Genomic DNA, 25,424 nt, shown 5'->3' with positions numbered 1-25,424 from the left:
GTCTTTGATTCCCCGCTGCCAAGAAAAGCTTCTAGCGAGATAAAAGGTGCCTGTACCGCAAACCGACACAGGTAGGCGAGGAGAGAATCCTAAGGTGTGCGAGAGAACTCTGGTTAAGGAACTCGGCAAAATGACCCCGTAACTTCGGGAGAAGGGGTGCTTTCTTAACGGAAAGCCGCAGTGAATAGGCCCAAGCGACTGTTTAGCAAAAACACAGCTCTCTGCGAAGCCGTAAGGCGAAGTATAGGGGGTGACACCTGCCCGGTGCTGGAAGGTTAAGGAGAGGGGTTAGCGTAAGCGAAGCTCTGAACTGAAGCCCCAGTAAACGGCGGCCGTAACTATAACGGTCCTAAGGTAGCGAAATTCCTTGTCGGGTAAGTTCCGACCCGCACGAAAGGTGTAACGATTTGGGCACTGTCTCAACCAGAGACTCGGTGAAATTATAGTACCTGTGAAGATGCAGGTTACCCGCGACAGGACGGAAAGACCCCGTGGAGCTTTACTGTAGCCTGATATTGAATTTTGGTACAGTTTGTACAGGATAGGCGGGAGCCATTGAAACCGGAGCGCTAGCTTCGGTGGAGGCGCTGGTGGGATACCGCCCTGACTGTATTGAAATTCTAACCTACGGGTCTTATCGACCCGGGAGACAGTGTCAGGTGGGCAGTTTGACTGGGGCGGTCGCCTCCTAAAGTGTAACGGAGGCGCCCAAAGGTTCCCTCAGAATGGTTGGAAATCATTCGTAGAGTGCAAAGGCATAAGGGAGCTTGACTGCGAGACCTACAAGTCGAGCAGGGACGAAAGTCGGGCTTAGTGATCCGGTGGTTCCGCATGGAAGGGCCATCGCTCAACGGATAAAAGCTACCCCGGGGATAACAGGCTTATCTCCCCCAAGAGTCCACATCGACGGGGAGGTTTGGCACCTCGATGTCGGCTCATCGCATCCTGGGGCTGTAGTCGGTCCCAAGGGTTGGGCTGTTCGCCCATTAAAGCGGTACGCGAGCTGGGTTCAGAACGTCGTGAGACAGTTCGGTCCCTATCCGTCGTGGGCGTAGGAAATTTGAGAGGAGCTGTCCTTAGTACGAGAGGACCGGGATGGACGCACCGCTGGTGTACCAGTTGTTCTGCCAAGGGCATAGCTGGGTAGCTATGTGCGGAAGGGATAAGTGCTGAAAGCATCTAAGCATGAAGCCCCCCTCAAGATGAGATTTCCCATAGCGTAAGCTAGTAAGATCCCTGAAAGATGATCAGGTTGATAGGTTCGAGGTGGAAGCATGGTGACATGTGGAGCTGACGAATACTAATAGATCGAGGACTTAACCATATAATATGTAGCAATGTTATCTAGTTTTGAAGGAATATATATTTAAAATTCCTTTTGACATTCTGAAAAGAATGTGTATAATGATAAAAGTCTGGTAATGATGGCAGAGAGGTCACACCCGTTCCCATACCGAACACGGAAGTTAAGCTCTCTAGCGCCGATGGTAGTTGGGACCTTGTCCCTGTGAGAGTAGGACGTTGCCAGGCTTGTATTGTTCCGCAGTAGCTCAGCGGTAGAGCTATCGGCTGTTAACCGATCGGTCGTAGGTTCGATTCCTACCTGCGGAGCCATTATGCTTCCATAGCTCAGCTGGTAGAGTACTTCCATGGTAAGGAAGAGGTCACCGGTTCAAGCCCGGTTGGAAGCTTGGAAAAGTTTTTAAATTTTTGGCCCGTTGGTCAAGTGGTTAAGACACCGCCCTTTCACGGCGGTAACACGGGTTCGAATCCCGTACGGGTCACCACTTTTGGAGGATTAGCTCAGCTGGGAGAGCACCTGCCTTACAAGCAGGGGGTCGGCGGTTCGATCCCGTCATCCTCCACCATATATGTTTAAATGTCGGAGGGGTAGCGAAGTGGCTAAACGCGGCGGACTGTAAATCCGCTCCTTCGGGTTCGGCAGTTCGAATCTGCCCCCCTCCACCATTTTCTTTAAAATAACCTGAAAGGGTTTATTTTTTTGAGAAGATAACCATACTAGTAAATATTAATGGGCTATAGCCAAGCGGTAAGGCAACGGACTTTGACTCCGTCATGCGCTGGTTCGAATCCAGCTAGCCCAGCCATTTACGAGCCATTAGCTCAGTTGGTAGAGCATCTGACTTTTAATCAGAGGGTCGAAGGTTCGAATCCTTCATGGCTCACCATTTTCGCGGAAGTAGTTCAGTGGTAGAATACAACCTTGCCAAGGTTGGGGTCGCGGGTTCGAATCCCGTCTTCCGCTTTATTACTAAGGGGCCTTAGCTCAGCTGGGAGAGCGCCTGCCTTGCACGCAGGAGGTCAGCGGTTCGATCCCGCTAGGCTCCATCTAAATAGAAAAAGCTTACATCATACGATGTAAGCTTTTTTGTGTTTAAAAAGACAACTTTTATATTTATCGTTTAAAATGAAGAAAACGTAAAAATAAGGGATGGGGGGATAATTGTGAAAGTTGTTATTGCATCTGATTCATATAAAGAAAGCCTAAAAGCTATAGAAGTATGTGGAGCTATTGAAAGAGGTTTTAGAGCGATTTTTCCTAATGCAGAGTATGTGAAAATACCAATTGGAGATGGAGGAGAAGGGACGGTTGAATCACTTGTTGATGCTACAGGGGGGAGAATTATATCAATTAGTGTGACAGGACCGCTTAGAGAAGGTGTACAAGCTTTTTATGGCATTTCTAAAGATAAAAAGACAGCGTTTATTGAAATGGCAGCAGCATCAGGATTACAGCACGTTCCAGTTGAAAAGCGCAACCCACTTATTACAACGACAAAAGGAACAGGAGAACTTATATTACATGCGCTAGATCAAGGAGTGGGGTACATAATTTTAGGACTTGGAGGAAGTGCTACAAATGATGGTGGGGCAGGTATGTTAGCAGCTTTAGGAGTAAGATTTATAAATGACAAGGGTGAAGTAATAGATCCATCTGGAGGCGCATTACATTCAATTGATGCTATTGATTTTTCACAACTGGACCCACGCTTAAAGGGAGTAAAGATAGAAGCGGCCTGTGATGTGGATAATCCATTAGTCGGAATGCAGGGGGCATCTTTCGTATTTGGGAGACAAAAGGGTGCGAATGTAGAGATGATGAAAGAGCTAGATGAGAATTTAAAACATTACGCGAATATCCTTAAACGATATGTATCTTTTGATGTATCTGAAATACCTGGTGCAGGGGCAGCAGGAGGAATGGGAGCGGCTGTTATTTCAGTGTTAAAGGGAGACTTGCGAAGGGGCATTGAAATTGTATTGAATTATACAAATTTCGATAAACATATAGAAGATGCAGATCTCATTATAACTGGTGAAGGTAGAATAGATGAACAAACTGCATATGGGAAGGCTCCTGTTGGTGTTGCGGGGCGTGCGAAACGTTTTTCTGTGCCTGTAATTGCTATTGGAGGGTCTGTATCATCTGATTATCCAGCTGTTTACGAGAAAGGAATAGATGCGGTATTTAGTATTACAACAAGACCGATGACACTAGAAGAAGCATATAGAGTAGCAGAAGAAAATATTGAAATGACAACGAAGAATATTGCAGCAGTATGGAAAATAGCGTCAGAAAAACACTTCTAAATGTAGGAGTGTTTTATTATTATTATTTGATAATAGTGATTGCGATTGTTTCATTAAGTTAACTTTATACATAGGATAGTCTTGAAATTTGATTTTCAACGTGAATATAAGTGAATAAATTGTATATCCATACAAAAAAATGTCGAGTTGAGTCAGACTATATAAAAGATTTAAAATATTTAGTGAAGGCATAAAAGGGGGATACTATCTATGAAAAAAGAAATTTCAGTTATTGGAGTTCCAATGGATTTAGGACAGATGCGTCGTGGAGTTGATATGGGACCGAGCGCGATCCGTTATGCAGGGGTAATTGAAAGAATTGAAGAAATTGGATATGACGTTAAGGATATGGGAGATATATGTATAGAGAGAGAAAAAGAGGTAGATGAAAATACAAAATTAAGAAACCTTACACAAGTTGCAACTGTATGTAATGAATTAGCAAGTAAGGTGGATCATATTATAGAAGAAGGTCGTTTTCCACTTGTATTAGGTGGTGACCATAGTATTGCTATCGGTACATTAGCTGGTGTAGCCAAACATTATAAAAACTTAGGTGTTATTTGGTATGATGCACACGGTGATTTAAATACAGAGGAAACTTCACCATCTGGAAATATTCACGGTATGTCACTTGCAGCAAGTTTAGGTTATGGACATTCTTCACTTGTAGATTTATACGGAGCATATCCAAAGGTGAAAAAAGAGAATGTTGTAATTATCGGTGCGCGTGCATTAGATGAAGGAGAAAAAGACTTCATTCGCAATGAAGGTATTAAAGTGTTCTCGATGCATGAAATTGATCGTATGGGGATGACGGCTGTTATGGAAGAAACAATCGCATATTTATCTCATACTGATGGTGTACACTTATCATTAGATTTAGATGGTCTTGATCCTCATGATGCACCAGGTGTTGGAACGCCTGTAATTGGTGGTCTATCTTATCGTGAAAGCCACTTGGCGATGGAAATGTTAGCGGAAGCTGATATTATCACATCTGCTGAATTTGTTGAGGTAAATACGATTTTAGATGAGAGAAATAGAACGGCAACAACAGCAGTTGCTTTAATGGGTTCTTTATTCGGTGAAAAACTAAAATAAATGTAAGAAAAGCAACTGAGAAGTTGCTTTTTTTATTTGAAAATAGGCGTATAATAATGATTTATATTATACTGTAAGATAAAAATGTTTGACATCTTACCAATTTGAGCTAAAGGGGGTTGTTTGTAATTGTCGTTTGTTTCATGTATGGTATAATTAACTAGTTGTTGGAAATACATACAGATAGAGCATAAAACAATATTTCAATATATGGATAGAATTGCTCGTAAGTAGGAGGAAGGGATAGCATGCCTTTTGAAGATACGACCATTTTGAAATATCTTAGTACGGCATTAGATATTGCCATTGTATGGTTTATTATATATAAGCTGATTCTCATAATCCGAGGGACGAAAGCTGTTCAACTTTTAAAAGGGATTACAGTTATCATTGTCGTTAAGATGATTAGTATTTTCCTTGAATTGCATACGTTATCTTGGCTAACTGAACAAGTATTAACATGGGGATTTTTAGCCGTTATTATTATCTTTCAGCCAGAATTGCGAAGAGCACTTGAGCAGCTAGGGCGCGGGAGTTTATTTTCGCGTGGTGGACCGCATGAGGATGATGAACCTGAAATGGTTGCAACAGCGATAGCAAAAGCAACCGAATATATGGGGAAACGTAGAATTGGTGCATTAATTACTTTGTCAAAAGAGACCGGTATGGGTGATTATGTGGAAACGGGTATTCCGCTGAATGCAAACGTATCATCGGAATTACTTATTAATATTTTCATTCCAAATACACCTCTTCATGACGGAGCGGTAATTATGCAAGGAAGTACAATTAAAGCAGCAGCATGCTATCTTCCATTATCAGAAAGTCCGTTTATTTCTAAAGAATTAGGAACTAGACATCGTGCTGCAATGGGAGTTAGTGAAGTTACTGATAGTATTACAGTAGTTGTGTCTGAAGAAACTGGTCAAATTTCTTTAACGAAAAATGGTAAGTTGCATCGTGATTTGAAGACAGAACAGCTGAAGGATATGTTATTAGCTGAATTTAGTGGGAACGAAAAAACGACTTCTTCGTCTTTATGGAATTGGAGGAGAAAGCGTCATGGATAAGTTAATGGAGAATCATTGGTTTTTAAAAGGGATCTCATTACTATTGGCGTGTATGCTTTTTATGTCAGCGACGTTAACTGAAAAAAATACGACATCAGGTATATTACCTTTTGCAAATGATACGAAAGAAACATTAACTAATTATGCGATTAACCTTAAGTATGATGAGGAGAAATATATTGTAAGTGGTATTCCAGCAGAGGGCGTTAAGGTGAAGTTAGAAGGCCCAAAAGCATCAGTTGCTACAGTAAAAGCAAAAAAACAATTTGACATACCAATTGATTTGCGAGATAGTCCAAAAGGAACTTATGAGATTTCTTTAAAAACGAACGGGCTTCCAGATGATGTGAAAGGAACAGTTCAGCCATCAACAATTAAAGTTACTCTTCATGAAAAGGCGAGAAAATATGTTCATGTAGATTTGAAATTATCAAATGAGGATCAGATGCCAGCGGGGGCTACTCTCGAAAAATCAAGCCTTAAACCGGATACTGTTGAGGTAGTTGGGACGAAAGAAGAAATTGAAAGCATTTCATCTGCCAAAGCGTATGTTGATTTAAAAGGTGTTAATAAAACTGTTACAAAAACGCCCGAAGTTACATTATACAATAAAGAAGGAAAACGTTTAAATGTAAGAACAAGTCCATCTAAGATTAGTGTAACGTTGAATGTGGCAACGCAAACTACAGCCAATAATACTGAAAAAACTGTTCCTGTAACGTATACGAAGAAGGGGAGTTTAGCAGAAGGGTTGGCAGTTACAAATATCAGTGTCGAGCCGAGAGAAGTAACGATAGCTGGTCCAAAAGATATTTTGGATAATATACAATCGCTAGAGGGGGTCGAAGTAGATTTTAGTCAATTGACAGAGTCTACAACATTCGATGCCTCTGTTTTATTACCCAAGGGTGTAACAAGTGCAAAACCGAATCAAGTGAAGGTTTCGGTGGGAGTACAAAAAACAAAACAAACGAAAACAAAAACGATTGATGGTATCCCAATCCAAAAAAATGGACTTTCTAAAGATGTTACGGCTCAGCTAATTTCGCCGCAAGATGAAAAGATAAGTGTTGATATTTCAGGAGAAGCAAGTATAGTAGATAAAATAACAGCTGCTCAAATAACAGCGGTAATTAATCTGCAAAATGTATCTTCAGGGACGAAAGATATTTCTATTCAAGTGAGTGGTCCTGGTAATATTTCAATAGAGCCAAAACAAAAAAGTGCTAAAGTTACTATTGTAAAGAAAGAAAAACCAGATAAAGAAGTACAGGGTAACGGTCAACAACCGGATTCAAACACCAATCAAGAAAATCAAAATGAGAAGCCAAAAAATCCTGAACCCGATCCAGAAAAGGAAACGGAACAGGAAAATAATCAAAACCAAAATCAAGATAAAGATAAAGAAACTAGTCAAGAACCAACAGTAGATAACCATAATCAAAAAGAGCAAGAAAAAGGAGCGAATCATAATGGGTAAATATTTTGGTACAGATGGAGTACGCGGAGTTGCAAATAAGGAGTTAACACCTGAATTAGCTTTCAAAATTGGGCGTTTTGGTGGTTATGTATTAACAAAAGATACAGATCGTCCAAAAGTAATTATCGGTCGTGATACACGTGTATCTGGCCATATGTTAGAAGGAGCTTTAGTAGCAGGTCTATTATCAACTGGAGCAGAAGTAATGCGCCTTGGCGTTATTTCTACACCGGGTGTTGCTTATTTAACAAAAGCACTAGACGCACAAGCGGGTGTTATGATTTCTGCATCTCATAATCCAGTACAAGATAACGGTATTAAATTCTTTGGTTCAGACGGCTTTAAATTAACAGATGAGCAAGAAGCTGAAATTGAAGCTTTATTAGACAAAGAAGTTGATGAACTACCACGTCCAACAGGTACTAACCTTGGACAAGTGAGCGATTACTTTGAAGGTGGACAAAAATATTTACAATACATTAAACAAACTGTTGAAGAAGACTTCTCTGGCCTACATATCGCTTTAGATTGTGCACATGGTGCCACATCTTCTTTAGCTCCATACTTATTTGCAGATTTAGAAGCTGATATTTCAACAATGGGGACTTCACCGAACGGTATGAATATTAACGAAGGTGTAGGATCTACACATCCAGAAGTATTGGCTGAATTAGTAAAAGAAAAAGGTGCTGACATCGGACTTGCTTTTGATGGCGATGGCGACCGTTTAATTGCTGTAGACGAAAAAGGAAACATCGTTGACGGTGATCAAATTATGTTTATTTGTGCGAAATACATGAAAGAAACTGGTCAATTAAAACATAATACAGTTGTTTCAACTGTTATGAGTAATTTAGGTTTCTACAAAGCACTTGAAGCAAACAATATTACAAGCGATAAAACAGCAGTTGGTGACCGCTACGTAATGGAAGAGATGAAACGCGGTGGTTACAACTTAGGTGGAGAACAATCAGGCCATATTATCTTACTTGATTACATTACAACTGGTGACGGAATGTTAAGTGCACTTCAACTTGTAAACATCATGAAAATGACGAAAAAACCATTATCTGAGCTTGCAGGAGAAATGACGAAATTCCCACAATTGCTAGTAAACGTTCGTGTAACAGATAAAAAATTAGCATTAGAAAATGAAAAAATTAAAGAAATTATTCGTGTTGTAGAGGAAGAAATGAACGGTGATGGCCGTATTCTTGTTCGTCCATCTGGAACAGAGCCACTTATTCGTGTAATGGCAGAAGCACCAACACAAGAAGTTTGTGATGCATTTGTACATCGCATTGTAGAAGTTGTGAAAGCTGAAGTTGGCGCTGAATAATTAGCTGAATTTATATGAAAAAGGAGCACAATAAGTGCTCCTTTTTCATATGTTTTATAGACGATGAAAAAAATTTCATTGACGGTTTATCCATGTTTGTTATAAGATGGTCTTGTTCTTTTTCTCAAAGGAAATATTGTAAATTATAAAAGCGCCAGAACTACAAATAGTGTAGTTGACGAGGTGGGGTTTATCGAGATTTCGGCGGATGACTCCCGGTTGTTCATCACAACCGCAAACTTTTACTTAAATCATTAAGGTGACTTAGTGGACAAAGGTGAAAGTGTGATGAGAGAAGAGGAACGGATGAAAACTAGCTGTATAAGTATATACGGACTTAAACCCAATCGAGAGGAAGGTGAAAGCCGTTACAAGCTTACAGGGCTAGCAATATGTAATCCGTTTTTTAGTATAAATAAAAATGGTATCGGACTATGTCGTTACATGTTCGCAGAGCAGTGTAAGCATTTGTAACGGCGACTAAACATGTGTGGAATCGTAGGATTTATTGGAGAGCAAGATGCAAAGGAAATTTTATTAAAAGGTTTAGAAAAGCTAGAATATCGTGGATATGATTCAGCAGGTATTGCAGTACAAGCAGAGAACGGTGTTGTTGTATACAAAGAAAAAGGCCGTATCGCAAAACTTCGTGAAATCGTAGATGAGAACGTAGCAGCAAGCGTAGGTATCGGACATACACGCTGGGCTACACACGGTGTTCCAAGTAAAGTAAACGCGCATCCGCATCAAAGTACATCAAAACGCTTTACACTAGTTCATAACGGTGTAATTGAAAACTATGAATTAGTGAAAAAGGAATATTTACAAGATGTAACGTTCGTAAGTGAAACAGATACAGAGATTATCGTACAGCTTATGGAACAACAAGTGAGCACAGGATTAAGTGTAGAAGAAGCGTTCCGTAATACGCTATCTCTTTTACATGGCTCTTATGCAATCGGATTACTTGATGCTGAAAATCCAAACATGATTTATGTTGCTAAAAACAAAAGCCCGCTATTAGTAGGTGTTGGTGACAACTTTAATGTTGTGGCAAGCGACGCTATGGCGATGTTACAAGTTACAGATCAATTTATTGAGTTAATGGATAAAGAAATCGTAATCGTAACGAAAGAAAGTATTACAATTAAAAACTTACAAGGTGAAACGATTGAACGTGCACCTTTTACAGCGGAATTAGACGCAAGTGATATTGAAAAGGGAACATATCCTCACTTCATGCTTAAAGAAATCGATGAGCAACCACTTGTAATCCGTAATATAATTCAAAAGTATCAAGATGAAAATGGCGAAATTGAATTAAATCAAGACATCCGCAATGCGATTTTAGATAGCGATCGTATTTACATCATTGCATGTGGAACGAGTTATCATGCAGGTCTTGTTGGAAAACAATTTATCGAGAAGTTTGCAAAAATGCCAGTTGAAGTACATGTAGCAAGTGAATTCTCTTACAACATGCCATTATTAACAGAAAGACCATTCTTCATTTACATTTCACAAAGTGGTGAAACAGCTGATAGCCGTGCAGTACTTGTACAAACAAATGAAATGGGTCATAAAGCATTAACAATTACAAACGTGCCTGGTTCTACTCTTTCTCGTGAAGCTGATTATACACTTCCATTATACGCTGGACCAGAAATTGCAGTTGCATCAACGAAAGCTTACACAGCACAGCTTGCAGTACTTTCAATTTTAGCAGCTGATATTGCTAAAGCAAAAGGTGAAGTTCTTGATTTCGATTTAACACACGAACTAGGACTTGTAGCAAATGCAATGATAGAACTTTGTGATCAAAAAGAAGAAATGGACGCATTAGCAAAACAATTTTTAGCAACAACGCGTAACTGTTTCTTCATCGGACGTAGCGTAGACTTCTACGTAGGATTAGAAGGTGCGTTAAAACTAAAAGAAATCTCTTACATCCAAGCAGAAGGATTCGCTGGAGGAGAGTTAAAACACGGTACAATCGCTTTAATCGAAAATGGTACACCAGTTATCGCACTTGCTACACAAGAGCACGTAAACCTTGGAATTCGTGGTAACGTGAAAGAAGTAGTAGCACGCGGTGCTAACCCATGTATCATCTCAATGAAAGGCTTAGAAATGGAAGGTGACAGCTTCGTATTACCAGCTGTCCATGAAGCACTAGCACCGCTAGTAGCAGTTATTCCATTACAACTTATCTCATACTACGCAGCACTTCACCGCGAGTGTGACGTTGATAAGCCACGTAACTTAGCTAAATCTGTTACTGTTGAGTAGGAGATTGGTAGGTTAATAAATATAGTTATAGCTTTAAAATAAATTTACAAATTTGCACCCCTTTAGATATTTTATCTAAAGGGGTGTTTTTGTGCCGAAAAAGAACATCTAGAATTGGTAAGTGGATAGAACCCTATAGATTAATGTTTTACTTTTATTTATCTGAATTTTCCGTTATCATTTTAAGTATCTGTGAAAAATCTCCTTTATTACGACAAAAAGAGACGAGAGATTTATGGACATTTCAAGGGGGGATATTGATGAAAGTGAATAAAAAAACATATCTAAGTATAGAAGAGATTATTTCATTACCAACCTTATCAAGTACAAACATAAGTGATGATGGTAAAAACGTAGCGTTTGTTAAGAAGACGGCTAACTGGAAAGACAATACATATAGGAATCATGTATGGATATATGGAAAAGAAAAGGGACAGAGTTGTTTATTGATAAATGGAGATATAGAAAGTACATGCCCATTATGGTCTCCAAATTCTAGGGATATAGCATATCTTAGCCCCGTTGGTAATGGGAAAAATCAGATCTTTGTTAAGTCACTAGATGGTTATGAAGGGGTTCAAATTACTGATGAGAAAGAAGGAGTCAGTACATTCAAATGGGGTCCTACTGGCAAGGGTCTTTATTATGGTTACGCAGTCAAAAGAATGTGTGGAGATAAAGAAGCGTAGGGATCTATATGGAGAGTTTCAACATATAGGTAAGGAACACCAGAATAATTGTTTATATTACATTGAAATAGAAAAGGTGATACAAAGTGATACATATGAACACGAGAAAAGAGTTGTTTATCAATTAACTGATGGTAAGGATTTTCATATCCATGAATTTGATATTTCAAATGATGGGAAGAAGATTGTGTTTATGGCGACACCAAGCTCAAATATGGCGGATTATATAAATGGAGATTTATACATACTCCATACTAAAGCTGGAGAGCTACAAAAGCTGAATGTGGATAAGTTGTTGGGCGGTAGCGTCTGCTTTTCTCCTGAAGGCAGTAAAATATGTTACACAGCAAGTATAAGAGAGAAGGATTACTATAGAAACCATATACAAGACAGTACGTTAGAGGTATGTGATATAAATACAGGAGAGGTAATTCAACCTGTAACAGATTTTGATAGTACTGTTATGCCATTACAGTGGACAGCTAAAGGAATTTTAATTAGATGGCAGGATAAAACGAATTATCGTATTGGATTACTAGCTGAAGATGGCACTGTAGAAGCATTAAGCGAAAAAGTAGATGGCTTTATAATGGATGCTTCTATAACAAAGGATGGAAAACATATATCCTATAATAAGGCTATAACAAATGAAACCTTTGAAATCTATTTAGACGATAAAAAAATAACGGATGAAAATAACTTTTTCAAAGGGAAACTTAAAAGTAACAGGCAAATCATCTCATGGAAAAGTAGTGATGGTCTTGAAATAGAAGGTGTTTTATCAACGCCAGTAGAGTTTGACGTAAATAAAAAATATCCTTTATTAGTAGTAATTCACGGCGGTCCGGCTTGGGCATCCTTTCCGATATTTTCAGACTGCTTCAATGAGAAATATCCGATTGAACAGTTTATCGAAAAAGGCTTTATCGTTTTAGAGCCAAACTACAGAGGAAGTTCTGGTTATGGTAATGAATTTTTAAAAGCAAACTATAGAAAACAGGGAATCGCTGACTATGATGATGTTATATCAGGGGTGGATAAACTAGTTGATCAAGGGATTGTAGATAATGATAAAGTAGGAGTTATGGGATGGAGTAACGGAGGATATATATCAGCTTTCTGTTCTACATTTAGTAGCAGGTTTAAAGCTATTTCAGTTGGAGGCGGAATCACGAACTGGAGTACTCATTATGTAAATACAGATATCCCTTATTTTATTAGAATGTATTTAGGAAATACCCCATGGAATGATCGAGAGATATATACGAAGACATCACCTATGACGTATATTAAATCAGCTTGTACGCCTACCTTAATTCAACATGGGGAAAAGGATGCAAGAATTCCAATTACAAATGCATATGATCTATATCAAGGATTAAAGGATATGGAAGTTGATACAGAATTAATTATATTTAAAGGAATGGCATATAGTCCTAATCAGCCGGGAATGAATGTAGCTATTATGAAGCAGAATTTGATGTGGTTTTCACACTATATTCTTGGAGAGAGTGTAGAGGGTTTTAGGACTTTATAATGGATGTTTGTAAAAGACATAAGGTTGAAACGCTCTTCATATTGAGATGATTTATTATAAAATATATACTTAAACTACTATCCGTACACATATCAGGGAGGATTAATATGACAGGAAATAAAAATGACTTACTAGTAGAAAAACGTGAAGAGTTATTGAAAGTATTGAAAGCTCGTTTTGAGAAAAACATGAACCGCCATGAAGGTCTTGAATGGGCTAAAGTTGAAGCGAAGCTGACTACTAATAATGAAAAATTGTGGTCACTTAATGAAATGGAAGTAACTGGCGGTGAGCCGGATGTTGTTGGTTATGATGAAGAAAAGGACGAGTATGCTTTCTATGATTGTTCAAAGGAGAGTCCTAAAGGCCGCAGGAGTCTTTGTTATGATCTTGAAGCGTTAGAATCAAGAAAAAAACATAAACCAGAAAATAACGTTATTGATGTTGCAAATGCTATGGGCATTGAACTATTAACTGAAGAACAATATCGGGAATTGCAAAAACTTGGGGATTTCGACATGAAATCATCAAGCTGGGTACAAACACCTTCAGATATTCGAGAACTCGGTGGTGCTCTATTTTGCGATTATCGCTTCGGACATGTTTTCGTGTACCACAATGGAGCAGACTCTTACTATGCTGCCAGAGGTTTTCGTGGCTCGTTAAAAGTTTAAATTAGGATAAATAAGAAAAAGAGCCTATACTCAGGCTCTTTTTCTTATTTATATTTTAAAAGTAAACTGTTACTACGCAGTTTTACTTAATTTATATGTTCCGTGGTTGTTTTTATGGAAAAGTTTAGGAGAGATATAGCCATCTAATCCAATACGTCCAGCGTTCTGCCCTGCAACTAAAATGAATATAGTCAAAATAAGCAGGTTTGGGTTTACACTAACAGTTCCACTTAATAAAAATGAAAGATTCATTATGATTCCGAAAAATGCAGCTGTTTTTGTTAATCCGCCTAAAATTAAACCTAGACCTACTAAAATTTCTCCCCATTGAACTAAAAAGCTAAATAGGTCTGCGTTTGGAAGGACAAAATGTTGAAGAAAATCTGCCCACCAATTTTGTACTGCAGGGTGGTCACCTGATGCTTGAGCAATAGCACCCTTTAGAAAACCACTTGCGTCAAAAGATTGTCCGAAGACTTTGCCTATCCCAGCAGCGAGCCATGTATATCCTATGTAAAGACGTAAAAGTAATAATATGAAAGTAGCACGTTTATCAGTTCTTAAAAAATTGATAATCATTGAAATCCCTCCAATATTGTATTTACAAGTTTATTATATATTCAATGTGAAAAGATTCACAATGGAGAGAATGTGAACAAGGATAGGTTGTGAGTAATTGTTTTATTTTTTGTAACATTTTATCTGTTTTGGTAAACTAAGAATAGAGATATATGTAAAGGGGACAAAGACTTAATATGTGGATGAATTTGTAATGATTAGAAATTAGATAGATGAATTTTTCTCTCATAAGTGAGGGTTTATTTAGCTATCTGTAAATCATTCAAGGACTGCATATTTGGCTTGTACATCCCTTTTGTAAGGATAGATGCCTATTTTATGTATCTGTCTTTTTTTGTGGGAAATTTTATATCTCTTATATAAAGTATGCGCCCTTTAAACTTGGAGGAGTATATGATGAATCAATTAAAAAATAAAGTAGCAGTTGTTACAGGGGTAAGTCGTCTAGATGGTATTGGGGCAGCGATTTGTAAAGAATTAGCTGAAGCAGGATACGATATGTTTTTTACGTATTGGACAGCTTACGATAAAGAGATGCCTTGGGGCGTCGATAAAAATGAACAAATACAATTAAAAGAAGAGCTATTGCAAAACGGTGTTAGAGTATCGAGCATGGAGTTAGATTTAACTCGGAATGATGCACCGAAAGAGCTTATAAATAAAGTTACTGAACAATTAGGGTACCCTTATATATTAATTAATAATGCAGCGTACTCTACGAATAATGATTTCTCTACGTTGACTGCTGAAGAACTAGATAAGCATTACATGGTAAATATCCGTGCGACTACATTGTTAAGTAGTCAATTTGCCCGGAGATTTGATAAGAAATCTGGTGGTAGAATTGTTAATATTACTTCGGGGCAATTTCAAGGTCCTATGGCAGGAGAACTAGCTTATGCGACAACGAAGGGAGCTATTGATGCTCTTACTAGTACATTGTCAGCAGAGGTAGCTCATTTAGGAATAACAGTGAATGCAATTAATCCAGGACCAACCGATACAGGATGGATGACTGAAGAGATAACACAAGGGTTAAAGCCGATGTTTCCTTTTGGCAGAATTGGTGAGCCAAAGGATGCAGCTAGACTCATTAAATTTTTAGTAAGTGAAGAAGCTGAGTGGATTACTGGGCAAGTTATTCATTCAGAAGGTGGATTTAAAAGATAAAAAAAGAAGGCATCTCACCCTGGTGAGATGCCTTCTTTTTTTAATCTTTCTTCAATCTTCGTGCAACACCATTCCCTAAAGACTGTAATCCTTGAACGAGGATAATTAAAATAAAGACTGTTGCATACATTACTTCAGGTTCATAGCGTAAATGTCCGAAGCGGTATGCCAAGTCCCCTAGCCCTCCAGCACCTACGAGTCCAGCCATTGCTGTTGCGCCAATTAAGCCAATTGTTGCAATTGTTAATCCAAGTACAAGGGAGGGACGAGCTTCTTTCACCATGACGTGCCAAATGATTTTAATAGTAGAGATACCCATTGCTTGATAGGCCTCAATAACACCGCGATCTACTTCTAGTAAGGCTGTCTCCATTAAACGTGCGATATAAGGAGCTGTGAAGACGACAAGCGGTACGATCACACCTTGCACGCCAATGGATGTTCCCATTAGAAACTTTGTAAAAGGTAAGATGAAGAATAATAGAATGATAAATGGAAGAGAGCGAATTATATTAATAATTGTATTAAGAATAGGATAAATGATTTTATTTTCGTGCTGTCCACCAGGTCTTGTTAAAACAAGTGTTACACTAAGTGGTAGTGCAATAAGGATCGAGATGAGTAATGAAATAGATGTCATTTGAAAGGTTTGGATTGTGGCTTCCCATATGACTTTACTCCATTCATCCAAAAAGGACTTGTTTTCCATAGTCTGTTTTCCCTCCCTCTACGATGATACCTTTCTCTTGTAAGAATGCTAAAGCACGGTTTACTTCATTTTTTTCACCTTGCATATGAACGACAAGTTTCCCATATGCCTCATGTTTTAACTGTGTAATATTACCAGATAAAATATTTGGATATACTTGGAAACGTTTTGTGGCGACAGCTAGTGCTGGTTCTCCTGAAGAACTTCCTATAAAAGAAAGTGTTACAATTTCTCCAGTACTTTGTAGTTCTTTCTGTACCTCTTCTGGAATTTTCGCTGCAAATGCGCTATTTACAAATTTCTTTGTTGTTAAATGTTGTGGGTTTGTGAAAATATCTTTCACAGTCCCGCTTTCGACTACAGATCCATGTTCCATAACGGCAACGCGGTCGCATATACGTTGGATGACATTCATTTCATGTGTAATGAGTAAAATCGTAATTCCAATTTCTTCGTTAATCTTTAATAACAAATCAAGAATAGAATCAGTTGTTTCTGGATCTAAAGCGCTCGTTGCTTCGTCACTTAATAACACTTCAGGCTCATGTGATAGTGCACGTGCAATTGCAACGCGCTGTTTTTGACCGCCAGAAAGTTCGCTTGGATAAGCATCTTTACGGTTAAAAAGATCCACGATGCGTAAATATTTTTCTACTCTTTTTTCAATTTCCGCTTTTGGAATGCCAGCAAGCCGTAACGGTAATGCAATATTTTCATAGACGGTAACAGTTTTAAGTAAATTGAATCCTTGAAAGATCATTCCGATTTTTTGTCTCGCTTTTGCTAGTTCTTTTGTTGATAATGTTGTTAAGTCTTGTTCGTTTACAATGATATTTCCTGTCGTTGGTTTTTCTAATAGATTTACACATCGAATCAATGTGCTTTTACCAGCGCCACTATACCCAATGATTCCAAATACATCGCCTTTTTCTACTTTAAGGGAAGTAGACTTAAGAGCCTCAACATTCCCTTTTTTTGTTGTAAATACTTTGGATATGTTTTTTAATTCAATCATTATCGTCAGCTCCTACCAAGATGGTAAAACTGAACCATCAAATTTTTTCTCGATAAACTCTTTTACTTCTTTAGATTGATAAGCTTTCTTTAATTTGTTTACAACGGCATCATCTTTATTTTCAGTACGAACAACGACCCAGTTCACATATGGTGAATCTTTTCCTTCGCGGAAAATAGAATCTTTCGCTGGACTTAATTTTGCACCTAATGCAAAGTTTGTGTTAATTGCAGCTGCTTTCACTTCACTTAGTTGCGTTGGTAATTGAGAAGCTTCTAATTCAACAATCTTTAAATTTTTCGGGTTTTCAATTACATCTTTCGCAGTCGCTTTTTCTGTAGCCTTCGGATCAACTTTTAAAACCCCTGCTTTTTCAAATAATTTTAAAGCTCGCAGTTCATTCGTTGGGTCATTTGGTACAGCAATTGCATCGCCCTCTTTTAAGTCTTTTACATCTTTTATGTTTTTAGAATATATGCCCATAGGGAATGTTACTGTTGAAAATACTTCAGCTAATTTCATATTGCGTTCAGCTTTAAATACATCTAAATACGATTTTGTTTGGTAGCTATTTACATCAAGGCTTTTTTCATCTAAAGATACGTTCGGCGCTACATAATCATTAAATACTTTTATATCAATTTCGAGACCATCTTTTGCTGCAACTTCTTTTACCTTTTCAAAAATTTGTTCATGTGGTCCACCTGTTACACCGACAGTAATCTTTTTCTCGTCTAATGCTTTTACCTCTTTATCTGAACTCACGCTACAGGCGCCTAATAATAATAATACTGCTCCGCTTACAATGCTTAATAATACCTTTTTCATCTATAAATCCCCCTTCATATACGTTCCAAAATAAAAAGCACCTCCCAAAAATAAGAGAGGTGCCGAATAGACGAAATAGATTCCTCTCTTATCTTCCAAAACGAAAACTCGTTTTGCAGGAATTAGCACCTTAGCTTATATGTTATAAGCTCGGTTGCCGGGCATCATCGGGCCAGTCCCTCCGCCACTCTTGATAAGAGTATGTGTATGTAGTTTTGAATATGGTACTAATAGTAAATCGTACAAAAAGAATTGTCAATGATATTTTCAGAATATATTTTATTTTAAGGTAATCGAAACATTTCCTTTCTTATGGCCCATTTCTACATACGTATGGGCTTCTACAACTTCTTCTAATCGGTAAGTTCTATCAATAACAGGCTTTAGCTTTTCTGTTTCAGCTAGTTGTTTTAGTAGGTTCATATCTTCTTTACTGACTTTTGCCATCATTCCGTTCACAGATACATATTTTCCATTAGGCATTAATGCATCTGTACAAAGAGACTTATTATATTTTCCAACTGCATCAAATATAATATCATAGTGCTCGCCCCGCTTAGTAAAATCTTCTTTCATATAATCAATTACGTTGTCTGCCCCTAAGGCTGTAACTAAATCGAAATTCGAACTACTACAAATAGCTGTGACAGTCGCCCCGAAGTATTTAGCAAGTTGTACGGCAGCTGTCCCTACTGAACCAGAGGCGCCGTATATAAGTACTCGTTGCCCTTTTTTTATCTGTCCTTTTCTAAGGAAGTGCAATGCTGAAGTTCCGCCAAAAGGAATAACGGCAGCTTCTTCATATGTCACATTGGTAGGTTTTAATGCTATTAATCCACTTTCATGCACGCATGTGTATTCGGCATAACCACCAAGGTTTAGTTCTGTTAATGCAAAAACTGGATCTCCTTTTTTAAATTGTGTTACATCTGTTCCAATGTCTTCGATTTCACCGGATAACTCTACGCCAAGTATAGGTTTCCTCGGTTTTCTGAAACCTAATATGATCCGCATAGGAATCCAAAATAAGAGGGGGCTATTAAAGCCACGTATTCTACAATCTCCAGTCGATACACTTGTTGCGTGAATTTTAACTAATACTTCATTTTTTTTAGGTTTAGGCTTTTCTACATTTTGAATCTGGAGAACATTAGGTGGTCCATACTTTGTGCAAATAATTGCTTTCATAATGACCTCCTGAAATGAGTTGTTATTATTTACATCATATTTAAACTTTTTCTCAAACATGTTGCTATATAGGAAAAAAATTAAAGAAGAATATTACGAATTATATAGATTTCATAGGAAAAGAGATGATATTATTTTTGGGAAGGAGGGGACGTTATGAAAAAACTTATTTTAATTTCAAGTTTAGTACTTGCAGTTGGTCTAGGAGTAGGGTGTAGTAATGAGGAAACAAAAAAGACTGATGAACCGAAAAAAGAAGCTGTGCAGAAAGAAAAGGAATTAACAGCGAAGGATGTTTTCAATAAAGCGAATGAAGCTTTTAAAAACGAAGAAAATGTAACGATGACATATGATGTGGGAATAAAGGCTGAAGGAACAGAGATGAATGTAATGAAGGCTAAAATGCAACTAGAGCCGAAGAAAAAAAACTCTCGTTCTGAAATGAATGTTTCTGGTACAGAGGTTATTGTTTATGATGTGGGTGGAAAAATTGCTGGTCAGGTGAAAAATCCTAATTCGGGTGAAGTTATGTCTGTACCAGAGGAACAATTAAATGCTAACGGAATGAATGCGACTCAAGGAATGGTAGATAATTTAGAGATTCCATCGGAAATTTTAAATAAAGTGAAGATGGAGAAAAGTGGAGATAATTATAAGCTGAAGTTTGCATTAAAAGGGAAAGAGACAGAGAGTATGCTAGCTAGTATGGATGAAAAGCAGAAACAAATGCTACAAGGCCAAAATGCAAAGATAGAAGAAATAGATGGGGAATATATTATTACAAAAGATTTTAAATATGAATCAGCAAAGATAGATATGGTTATGAGTAGCAATGGTGAAGATAAAGCGCACATTATTACGGATGCAAAGTTTACATCGTATGATAAATTTGATCCAATACAATTGCCAGCAGCAAAGTAATCACTGTCAAGAGAGGTACCTGAAAGAACGGGTATCTCTTTTTGTTGCTAATAAGGAGAGTGTCCTTTGAAAAAAAGAAAGATAGCAGTGGTCATTGCGGCATATACGGTTTTGCTTGCAACGTCTGTACATACGTATAAAAAACAAATTGATCATCCTATTATGAGTGATGTAGGTAAATTGCTTCCGACAAAAATAAAACGAGTTGAAAGTGCTACGGAAGAGCACTCGTTAATAAAATTAGTGCGAGATGCAAAAGTTTCAGGAGAGAAAATTTCCATTGCAGGTATGCAACATAGCCAAGGAGGACAGACATATTATCCGAATGGTACGATGCTCGATATGAAAGGATATAATAAAATATTAGAATTTGATCCAGAGAAGAAGCGGATTACAGTTCAAAGTGGTGTCACGTGGAATGATATTCAGAAGAAAATAAATCCATATGGCCTTGCGGTACAGGTCATGCAGTCTCAAAATATTTTTACTGTTGGTGGTTCATTAAGTGTAAATGTACACGGGCGTGATATTCGTCATGAGGCACTGATTGATACAATAGAGTCATTTAGATTGTTAATGGCAGATGGCACGGTACGTAATGTAAGTAGAGAAGAAAATGCAGCGTTATTTCCATATGTCATTGGTGGTTACGGTTTATTTGGAGTTATTTTAGATGTGACGCTGAAGTTAACAGATGATGAATTATATGAAATGCACACGAGAATGATAGATTATAAAGAATACGCATCTTATTTCAAAGAGAAAGTGAAAAGAGATGAGAATGTTCGTATGCACTTAGCACGTATTTCTGTTGCTCCAAATTCATTTTTAAAAGAGATGTATGTGACAGATTATACTTTGGCACAAAATCAAAATATGAGAGAAGAGTACAGTGAATTAAAGGAAGAAAATATTATAGCTGCACCGAAATTTTTACTTGGGTTATCACGTTATAGTGATTGGGGAAAGAATACATTTTGGAATATACAAAGAGGTTATTTTGAACGTACAGATGGAAAGTATGAGACGCGTAATAATGTTATGAGATCAGATAGTGCTTTTATGGAATATGAAAATCCAAATAGGACCGAAGTGTTACAAGAATACTTTGTGCCTATAGATGCTTTCACGGAGTATATAGATGATTTACGTAACGTATTAAATGAAGAAGAGTTTAATTTGCTCAACATTACGATTCGTTACGTGGAAAAGAATGAAAATGCAGTTTTGTCCTATGCGAAAGATGATATGTTTGCGCTGGTTCTTTTAATTAACCAGGGACGCTCAGATAGTGAGATAAAGAAAACAGAGGATGTCATTCGGAAGATGATTGATGTTACTTTAAAGCATAACGGTAGTTACTATTTGCCGTATTATTCTTATCCAACGAAAGAGCAGTTAAAGAAGGCATATCCTCGTATTGAAGAATTTCTCAAGAAAAAGAAGGAAGTAGATTCAGAAGAGAGATTTGTGAATTTATTTTATAGGGAGTATACGAAATGACATATAGAAGATTTGTAGCTTCGCAAAGTATCATCATGATGGCAGGAAGTATGGTATTTCCTTTTTATATATTATTGCTTCGAAACGTTGGAAATAGCTTCTCGCAATTTGGCTGGGCGTATGGCTTATTTGCTTTAACATCAGCACTTGTATATCCACTAGTGGGAAAGGTATCTGATCAAGTAGGTGATAAAAAATTATTAATAATATACGCTTGGTCCATGGCAATCTTAATGCTTTGTTTTCCGATTGCCACGGAAGTATGGCATGTGTATCTTCTTCAAATTGTAATGGGAGTTTTAGGTGCTGTGCAGCGTAATACTGAGAAGACTTCGTTAGCACGAAAGGTTGCGCAGGAAAAGGCTGGTTATGAGATTGGAAAATACCATGTGTGGACATCCATTGGCGGAGCAGTAGCGGTTATTGCCACGGGATATTTAGTAGATTTCTTTACGATTGGTACAATTTTTTATATTGCATCTATTCTATATGTAGTAAGCGGGATTGTATTAAGTAGTAAAAAAATATAACTATTCCTATTTTCACCTTAATACCCTTTATTTGTTATACTAAAAGGGAATACAAAAGAAAAGGGGACAGTGCCTTTGATGAAATTTGTAGTTTTAGCTATTCTTACTTTGTTTTTGATTCCATGGACAAGAAGTAGTAGTAAGCTTCGAGCAGTGGATAAGAAGGGAGATAAGAAGGTTGTAAAGGGTAAGAAATCATCTATTTTAGTTATTCCTGTTTTATTTTGGATAGGTATTGCAATCTATGAATACTTTTGGCTAATTGATGATCGAGTAGATTCGATTCTTACTCATTATTCTGTTGCAGTAGCAATTTTAATTGGGCTTGTTTTATTTTCACAAGATCAAATAGGTAAATTAGAAGGTACGTTAAAAGGACTTCTAATGTTTATTTTACTCGCAAGTTACGGTTACTTTGGTTATTTGCACGATATAGTAATCTCGCAAAAGAAATATGATTCTGTTGTTAAGGTAGAGAAAGATATTTCAGAGTCATTTACTGAAAATGACCAGCCGTTTACAGTGCCGCCAAAGACAGCGGAGAATAAGATGAAAAAAGTATTTGGTGATATTCCGAAAGTAGCTTATTTTGAGCTAGGAGAATTAACGCCACAAATGGTAAACGGCGAAGCTTTATATGTAGCGCCGATTGAAGTTTCAGGATTTTTTAAAGCGCGTAAAGCTGAGACAATTCCAGGGTATGTAACGATGTCAGGTACAAATCCTGATGCGGAAGCGAAACTGCACCTCGGTTATAAAATGAAATATGTGCCAAGCATGTTTTTTGGTAATAATTTAGAGCGTGTGGTAAGGCAAGCAGAACCAGATTTAATCTTTAAAGGAAAACCTAAATTTGAGGTTGATGATAAAGGGAAACCATATTATACAATGACGTATGGTGAATTTATTTCAGGAAGATCTGGATTTGAGGTAGAGGGTGTTGTCGTAGTAGACGCACAAACAGGTGAAGTGAAAAGGTATGATAAAGGAAAGGCACCTAAATTTGTTGATGGTGTATTAAATCATGAGACTGCATCTACGTTAAATACGTACTTTGGTAAATATATTCACGGATTTTGGAATACGAAATTCTCGCAAACTGATATGAAGATTCCGACTGAGTGGGGAACGAAAGAAGGCGTGACCCCGATCTTTGGTAAAGATGGAACACTATATTATTTTACAGACTTTACTTCTCCAAAAGAAGGAGTAGATTCAGCCCTAGGCTATTCATTAGTAGATGCACGCACAGGCAAGCTATATTACTATAATGGAAAAGAAGTGAAGGGGATTATGGATGGTTCAGCAGCTACAGAAGTAGTGGATAATTCCTTTAAGAGAGAGAAATGGCATGGGACAATGCCTGTCATTTATAACGTATACGGTAAACCAGCTTGGATTATTCCGGTTGTTGATGATGGAGGCCTAGTACGTGCACATACAGTTGTATATGCTGCTAATGCAAAAATATTTGCGACAGGTTCTTCGCAGAAAGAAGCGCTTGAGAATTATAAAAACGTAATGAGTGGTAATGGTGATACCTTTAGACCAACCTCAACAGGAAAAGAAGCGCAAAAAGAAGGTATTGTACAACGTGTATATAAAGAGAAATCAGGTGAAAATACAATCGTGTACGTACTTTTAGAGAATGAACAAAAGGTATTTATGATACCGGTGAAGAAATTCCCGTATGCTATGTTTACAGAAGTAGGAGACCCAATTCAAATTACATATTTAGATACAGGAGAGACGATGGCCTCAGTATCTAAATTTACGAATAGCAATGTGAAAAAGTAAAGCGATAGAATTTCTATCGCTTTTTTTACATTATGAAAGAGGAAAATGCGCTGTACTTGACGTATGTTTATGATGTAACTATAATTGTTACGATTCAGTGTGTATAGGAAAGGGTGAATTGAAAAAGTGAATGAAGTTAATCACGAAATATATAAACCTGTAAAGGCAAACAGGTTATGGATGATTCTTGTATTAGGAACACTTACGGCGATTGGGCCATTATCTATTGATATGTATTTGCCTTCATTACCGAAGTTAACGGATGACTTGCAAACAGGTGCATCCCTAGCGCAGCTTACATTAACAGCTTGTCTGCTTGGGCTGTCAGTAGGACAATTATTTGTTGGCTCAATTAGTGATATTTACGGAAGACGCAAACCACTTATTATTGCTCTTATTATTTATGTTGCTTCTTCTTTACTTTGTGCTGTTGCGCCATCTATTTGGACATTAGTGTTATTGCGCTTCCTACAAGGAGCTTCAGGATCAGCCGGGATTGTTATATCACGTGCGATGGTACGTGATATGTACTCAGGTTCTGAAATGACGAAGTTTTTCTCACTGCTTATGTTAGTAAACGGAGCAGCACCTATTTTGGCACCGATTATTGGGGGGCAATTATTACAGTTTACAACGTGGCGCGGTGTTTTCATCGTTCTTGGAGCAATTAGCGTATTCATGTTAATCTCAGCTACTTTTGTATTGCGTGAAACATTACCTCCTGAAGAAAGAGAAACGGGTGGTTTGTCAGGGACTTTGGCGACGTACGGAAAATTGTTAAAGGACCGTCTGTTTATGGGATATGCATTGTCACAAGGATTAGTAACAGCGGCAATGTTTGCATACATTTCGGGCTCACCATTTGTGTTGCAGAACATATACGGAGCATCACCACAGCAATTTAGTTTATTCTTTGCGATTAACGGCATCGGTATTATTATTGCTAGTCAGGTAACGGGTCGTTTAGCGGGGAAAGTGAATGAGAAGACATTATTTGTTGCTGGTATTATTATCGCAGCTGTTGGTGGCCTATCTTTACTACTGACAATCGTACTAGGAATAGGTTTAATCGGTGTTTTATGTTCGTTATTCCTTGTTGTATCAAGTGTCGGGGTTGTATCAACAACTGGGTTCTCATTAGCGATGAGAAATCAGAAGCAAGCTGCAGGAACAGCGTCAGCTTTATTAGGCTTATTACAGTTCATTTCAGGAGCGCTTGTCGCTCCGCTAGTAGGTATTGGTGGGAGTAATACAGCGTTACCGATGGGTGTTGTTATTGCGCTTTGTGAAGTAGGGGCAGTATTATGTTATCTATTTATGGCCAGAAGAAGTGAGAAGCAGTTTGAACTGCAACAAAGACAAAATTTAGAGGCTTAACAAAAAAGAACTG

Annotated in this window: 19 protein-coding genes, 9 tRNA genes, 2 rRNA genes, 1 pseudogene and 1 riboswitch (1 of these 32 running past the window's edge); of the genes and pseudogenes, 26 read left to right on the top strand and 5 right to left on the bottom strand. The window is 37.8% G+C overall.

The annotated features are described in order from the left end of the window. From MHI28_RS17240 to MHI28_RS17145, 20 genes and pseudogenes are all read left to right on the top strand, one after another. A 23S ribosomal RNA gene (locus MHI28_RS17240) occupies positions 1 to 1,324 on the top strand (it extends 1,598 nt beyond the left edge of the window). Between the two features lie 90 nt (positions 1,325 to 1,414). Continuing rightward, positions 1,415 to 1,530: ribosomal RNA gene (gene rrf / locus MHI28_RS17235) — 5S ribosomal RNA — on the top strand. Between the two features lie 9 nt (positions 1,531 to 1,539). Then, positions 1,540 to 1,614, top strand: a tRNA-Asn gene (locus MHI28_RS17230). A gap of 4 nt (positions 1,615 to 1,618) precedes the next feature. After that, a tRNA-Thr gene (locus MHI28_RS17225) sits at positions 1,619 to 1,691 on the top strand. A gap of 21 nt (positions 1,692 to 1,712) precedes the next feature. Further along, positions 1,713 to 1,787 (top strand) — tRNA-Glu (locus MHI28_RS17220). Positions 1,788 to 1,792: 5 nt separating this feature from the next. Further along, positions 1,793 to 1,868: transfer RNA gene (locus tag MHI28_RS17215), tRNA-Val, on the top strand. 16 nt (positions 1,869 to 1,884) lie between these two features. Further along, positions 1,885 to 1,968, top strand: a tRNA-Tyr gene (locus tag MHI28_RS17210). 65 nt (positions 1,969 to 2,033) lie between these two features. Further along, a tRNA-Gln gene (locus MHI28_RS17205) sits at positions 2,034 to 2,108 on the top strand. A gap of 5 nt (positions 2,109 to 2,113) precedes the next feature. Beyond that, a tRNA-Lys gene (locus tag MHI28_RS17200) sits at positions 2,114 to 2,189 on the top strand. Positions 2,190 to 2,194: 5 nt separating this feature from the next. Beyond that, positions 2,195 to 2,266 (top strand) — tRNA-Gly (locus MHI28_RS17195). Positions 2,267 to 2,276: 10 nt separating this feature from the next. Next, a tRNA-Ala gene (locus tag MHI28_RS17190) sits at positions 2,277 to 2,349 on the top strand. A gap of 117 nt (positions 2,350 to 2,466) precedes the next feature. Next, a complete protein-coding gene (locus MHI28_RS17185) occupies positions 2,467 to 3,612 on the top strand; it encodes a glycerate kinase (RefSeq protein ID WP_000869593.1) in 1,146 nt (381 codons plus the stop codon). Positions 3,613 to 3,822: 210 nt separating this feature from the next. Then, a complete protein-coding gene (gene rocF, locus MHI28_RS17180) occupies positions 3,823 to 4,716 on the top strand; it encodes an arginase (protein WP_000711565.1) in 894 nt (297 codons plus the stop codon). A 248-nt stretch (positions 4,717 to 4,964) separates the two neighbouring features. Further along, positions 4,965 to 5,786, top strand: coding sequence for a diadenylate cyclase CdaA (gene cdaA / locus MHI28_RS17175; RefSeq protein WP_001115692.1), 822 nt, complete (start codon positions 4,965 to 4,967; stop codon positions 5,784 to 5,786). Further along, positions 5,779 to 7,266, top strand: coding sequence for a CdaR family protein (locus MHI28_RS17170; protein ID WP_000359605.1), 1,488 nt, complete (start codon positions 5,779 to 5,781; stop codon positions 7,264 to 7,266). The genes cdaA and MHI28_RS17170 overlap by 8 nt, the downstream gene beginning before the upstream one ends. Then, positions 7,259 to 8,605 (top strand): phosphoglucosamine mutase, encoded by a 1,347-nt coding sequence (glmM, locus tag MHI28_RS17165; protein ID WP_000521478.1) that lies wholly within the window; start codon positions 7,259 to 7,261, stop codon positions 8,603 to 8,605. Before MHI28_RS17170 ends, glmM begins: the two co-directional genes overlap by 8 nt. Before the next feature lie 288 nt (positions 8,606 to 8,893). Continuing rightward, positions 8,894 to 9,079 carry a hypothetical protein gene (locus tag MHI28_RS17160; RefSeq protein ID WP_001206405.1) on the top strand — a complete coding sequence of 62 codons (186 nt, stop codon included), beginning with the start codon at positions 8,894 to 8,896 and terminating at the stop codon, positions 9,077 to 9,079. Positions 9,080 to 9,091: 12 nt separating this feature from the next. Further along, positions 9,092 to 10,894, top strand: a complete 1,803-nt coding sequence (glmS, locus tag MHI28_RS17155; protein ID WP_000334155.1) for a glutamine--fructose-6-phosphate transaminase (isomerizing) — start codon at positions 9,092 to 9,094, stop codon at positions 10,892 to 10,894. A 260-nt stretch (positions 10,895 to 11,154) separates the two neighbouring features. Continuing rightward, a pseudogene (locus tag MHI28_RS17150) lies at positions 11,155 to 13,120 on the top strand (S9 family peptidase). Positions 13,121 to 13,227: 107 nt separating this feature from the next. Next, on the top strand, positions 13,228 to 13,794 hold the full coding sequence (locus MHI28_RS17145; RefSeq protein ID WP_000147384.1) for a DUF4256 domain-containing protein: 567 nt from the start codon (positions 13,228 to 13,230) through the stop codon (positions 13,792 to 13,794). 72 nt (positions 13,795 to 13,866) lie between these two features. On the opposite strand, the gene MHI28_RS17140 is transcribed toward MHI28_RS17145, so the two are convergent. Beyond that, a complete protein-coding gene (locus tag MHI28_RS17140; RefSeq protein ID WP_000586147.1) occupies positions 13,867 to 14,373 on the bottom strand; it encodes a DoxX family membrane protein in 507 nt (168 codons plus the stop codon). A 393-nt stretch (positions 14,374 to 14,766) separates the two neighbouring features. On the opposite strand from MHI28_RS17140, the gene MHI28_RS17135 reads away from it, so the two are divergent. Beyond that, positions 14,767 to 15,543 (top strand): SDR family oxidoreductase, encoded by a 777-nt coding sequence (locus MHI28_RS17135; protein ID WP_002162955.1) that lies wholly within the window; start codon positions 14,767 to 14,769, stop codon positions 15,541 to 15,543. 40 nt (positions 15,544 to 15,583) lie between these two features. On the opposite strand, the gene MHI28_RS17130 is transcribed toward MHI28_RS17135, so the two are convergent. The 4 genes from MHI28_RS17130 to MHI28_RS17115 form a co-directional block, all read right to left on the bottom strand. Next, positions 15,584 to 16,252 carry a methionine ABC transporter permease gene (locus tag MHI28_RS17130; protein WP_000428878.1) on the bottom strand — a complete coding sequence of 223 codons (669 nt, stop codon included), beginning with the start codon at positions 16,250 to 16,252 and terminating at the stop codon, positions 15,584 to 15,586. Continuing rightward, positions 16,227 to 17,267 (bottom strand): methionine ABC transporter ATP-binding protein, encoded by a 1,041-nt coding sequence (locus MHI28_RS17125; protein WP_000571304.1) that lies wholly within the window; start codon positions 17,265 to 17,267, stop codon positions 16,227 to 16,229. The genes MHI28_RS17130 and MHI28_RS17125 overlap by 26 nt, the downstream gene beginning before the upstream one ends. Positions 17,268 to 17,279: 12 nt before the next feature. Further along, complete coding sequence (locus MHI28_RS17120) at positions 17,280 to 18,095, bottom strand: MetQ/NlpA family ABC transporter substrate-binding protein (protein WP_340828118.1); 816 nt, start codon at positions 18,093 to 18,095, stop codon at positions 17,280 to 17,282. Positions 18,096 to 18,180: 85 nt separating this feature from the next. Then, positions 18,181 to 18,295, bottom strand: a riboswitch (SAM riboswitch). A 79-nt stretch (positions 18,296 to 18,374) separates the two neighbouring features. After that, positions 18,375 to 19,283: an NAD(P)-dependent alcohol dehydrogenase gene (locus MHI28_RS17115; RefSeq protein ID WP_000643850.1), complete on the bottom strand. Its 909-nt coding sequence runs from the start codon at positions 19,281 to 19,283 to the stop codon at positions 18,375 to 18,377. Between the two features lie 156 nt (positions 19,284 to 19,439). Here MHI28_RS17115 and MHI28_RS17110 point away from each other — a divergent pair, with 156 nt between their 5' ends. From MHI28_RS17110 to MHI28_RS17090, 5 genes are all read left to right on the top strand, one after another. Beyond that, positions 19,440 to 20,204 carry a DUF6612 family protein gene (locus MHI28_RS17110; protein ID WP_000733608.1) on the top strand — a complete coding sequence of 255 codons (765 nt, stop codon included), beginning with the start codon at positions 19,440 to 19,442 and terminating at the stop codon, positions 20,202 to 20,204. 66 nt (positions 20,205 to 20,270) lie between these two features. Beyond that, positions 20,271 to 21,707, top strand: coding sequence for an FAD-binding oxidoreductase (locus tag MHI28_RS17105; protein ID WP_000746278.1), 1,437 nt, complete (start codon positions 20,271 to 20,273; stop codon positions 21,705 to 21,707). Continuing rightward, complete coding sequence (locus MHI28_RS17100; RefSeq protein ID WP_000222368.1) at positions 21,704 to 22,237, top strand: MFS transporter; 534 nt, start codon at positions 21,704 to 21,706, stop codon at positions 22,235 to 22,237. The genes MHI28_RS17105 and MHI28_RS17100 overlap by 4 nt, the downstream gene beginning before the upstream one ends. 78 nt (positions 22,238 to 22,315) lie before the next feature. Continuing rightward, positions 22,316 to 24,034, top strand: coding sequence for a DUF3981 domain-containing protein (locus MHI28_RS17095; protein ID WP_000674051.1), 1,719 nt, complete (start codon positions 22,316 to 22,318; stop codon positions 24,032 to 24,034). A gap of 117 nt (positions 24,035 to 24,151) precedes the next feature. Beyond that, positions 24,152 to 25,411, top strand: coding sequence for a multidrug effflux MFS transporter (locus tag MHI28_RS17090; protein WP_223266695.1), 1,260 nt, complete (start codon positions 24,152 to 24,154; stop codon positions 25,409 to 25,411). The last annotated feature ends 13 nt before the right edge of the window (positions 25,412 to 25,424 follow it).

It is taken from the genome of Bacillus sp. FSL K6-0268 (assembly GCF_038005425.1).
GTDB lineage: Bacteria > Bacillota > Bacilli > Bacillales > Bacillaceae_G > Bacillus_A > Bacillus_A thuringiensis_S.
Note: the sequence above shows the minus strand (reverse complement) of the source record. Positions and strands in the feature narration are given on the sequence as shown.

Excerpts from the sequence above, each read along its gene's own strand:
- glmM (WP_000521478.1), top strand. The coding sequence starts at position 7,259 with ATGGGTAAATATTTTGGTACAGATGGAGTACGCGGAGTTGCAAATAAG.
- MHI28_RS17160 (WP_001206405.1), top strand. The coding sequence starts at position 8,894 with ATGAGAGAAGAGGAACGGATGAAAACTAGCTGTATAAGTATATACGGA.
- glmS (WP_000334155.1), top strand. The coding sequence starts at position 9,092 with ATGTGTGGAATCGTAGGATTTATTGGAGAGCAAGATGCAAAGGAAATT.
- MHI28_RS17100 (WP_000222368.1), top strand. The coding sequence starts at position 21,704 with ATGACATATAGAAGATTTGTAGCTTCGCAAAGTATCATCATGATGGCA.
- rocF (WP_000711565.1), top strand. The coding sequence starts at position 3,823 with ATGAAAAAAGAAATTTCAGTTATTGGAGTTCCAATGGATTTAGGACAG.
- MHI28_RS17115 (WP_000643850.1), bottom strand. The coding sequence starts at position 19,283 with ATGAAAGCAATTATTTGCACAAAGTATGGACCACCTAATGTTCTCCAG.
- MHI28_RS17170 (WP_000359605.1), top strand. The coding sequence starts at position 5,779 with ATGGATAAGTTAATGGAGAATCATTGGTTTTTAAAAGGGATCTCATTA.
- MHI28_RS17135 (WP_002162955.1), top strand. The coding sequence starts at position 14,767 with ATGATGAATCAATTAAAAAATAAAGTAGCAGTTGTTACAGGGGTAAGT.
- MHI28_RS17145 (WP_000147384.1), top strand. The coding sequence starts at position 13,228 with ATGACAGGAAATAAAAATGACTTACTAGTAGAAAAACGTGAAGAGTTA.
- MHI28_RS17130 (WP_000428878.1), bottom strand. The coding sequence starts at position 16,252 with ATGGAAAACAAGTCCTTTTTGGATGAATGGAGTAAAGTCATATGGGAA.
- MHI28_RS17095 (WP_000674051.1), top strand. The coding sequence starts at position 22,316 with ATGAAATTTGTAGTTTTAGCTATTCTTACTTTGTTTTTGATTCCATGG.
- MHI28_RS17110 (WP_000733608.1), top strand. The coding sequence starts at position 19,440 with ATGAAAAAACTTATTTTAATTTCAAGTTTAGTACTTGCAGTTGGTCTA.
- MHI28_RS17140 (WP_000586147.1), bottom strand. The coding sequence starts at position 14,373 with ATGATTATCAATTTTTTAAGAACTGATAAACGTGCTACTTTCATATTA.
- MHI28_RS17125 (WP_000571304.1), bottom strand. The coding sequence starts at position 17,267 with ATGATTGAATTAAAAAACATATCCAAAGTATTTACAACAAAAAAAGGG.
- cdaA (WP_001115692.1), top strand. The coding sequence starts at position 4,965 with ATGCCTTTTGAAGATACGACCATTTTGAAATATCTTAGTACGGCATTA.
- MHI28_RS17120 (WP_340828118.1), bottom strand. The coding sequence starts at position 18,095 with ATGAAAAAGGTATTATTAAGCATTGTAAGCGGAGCAGTATTATTATTA.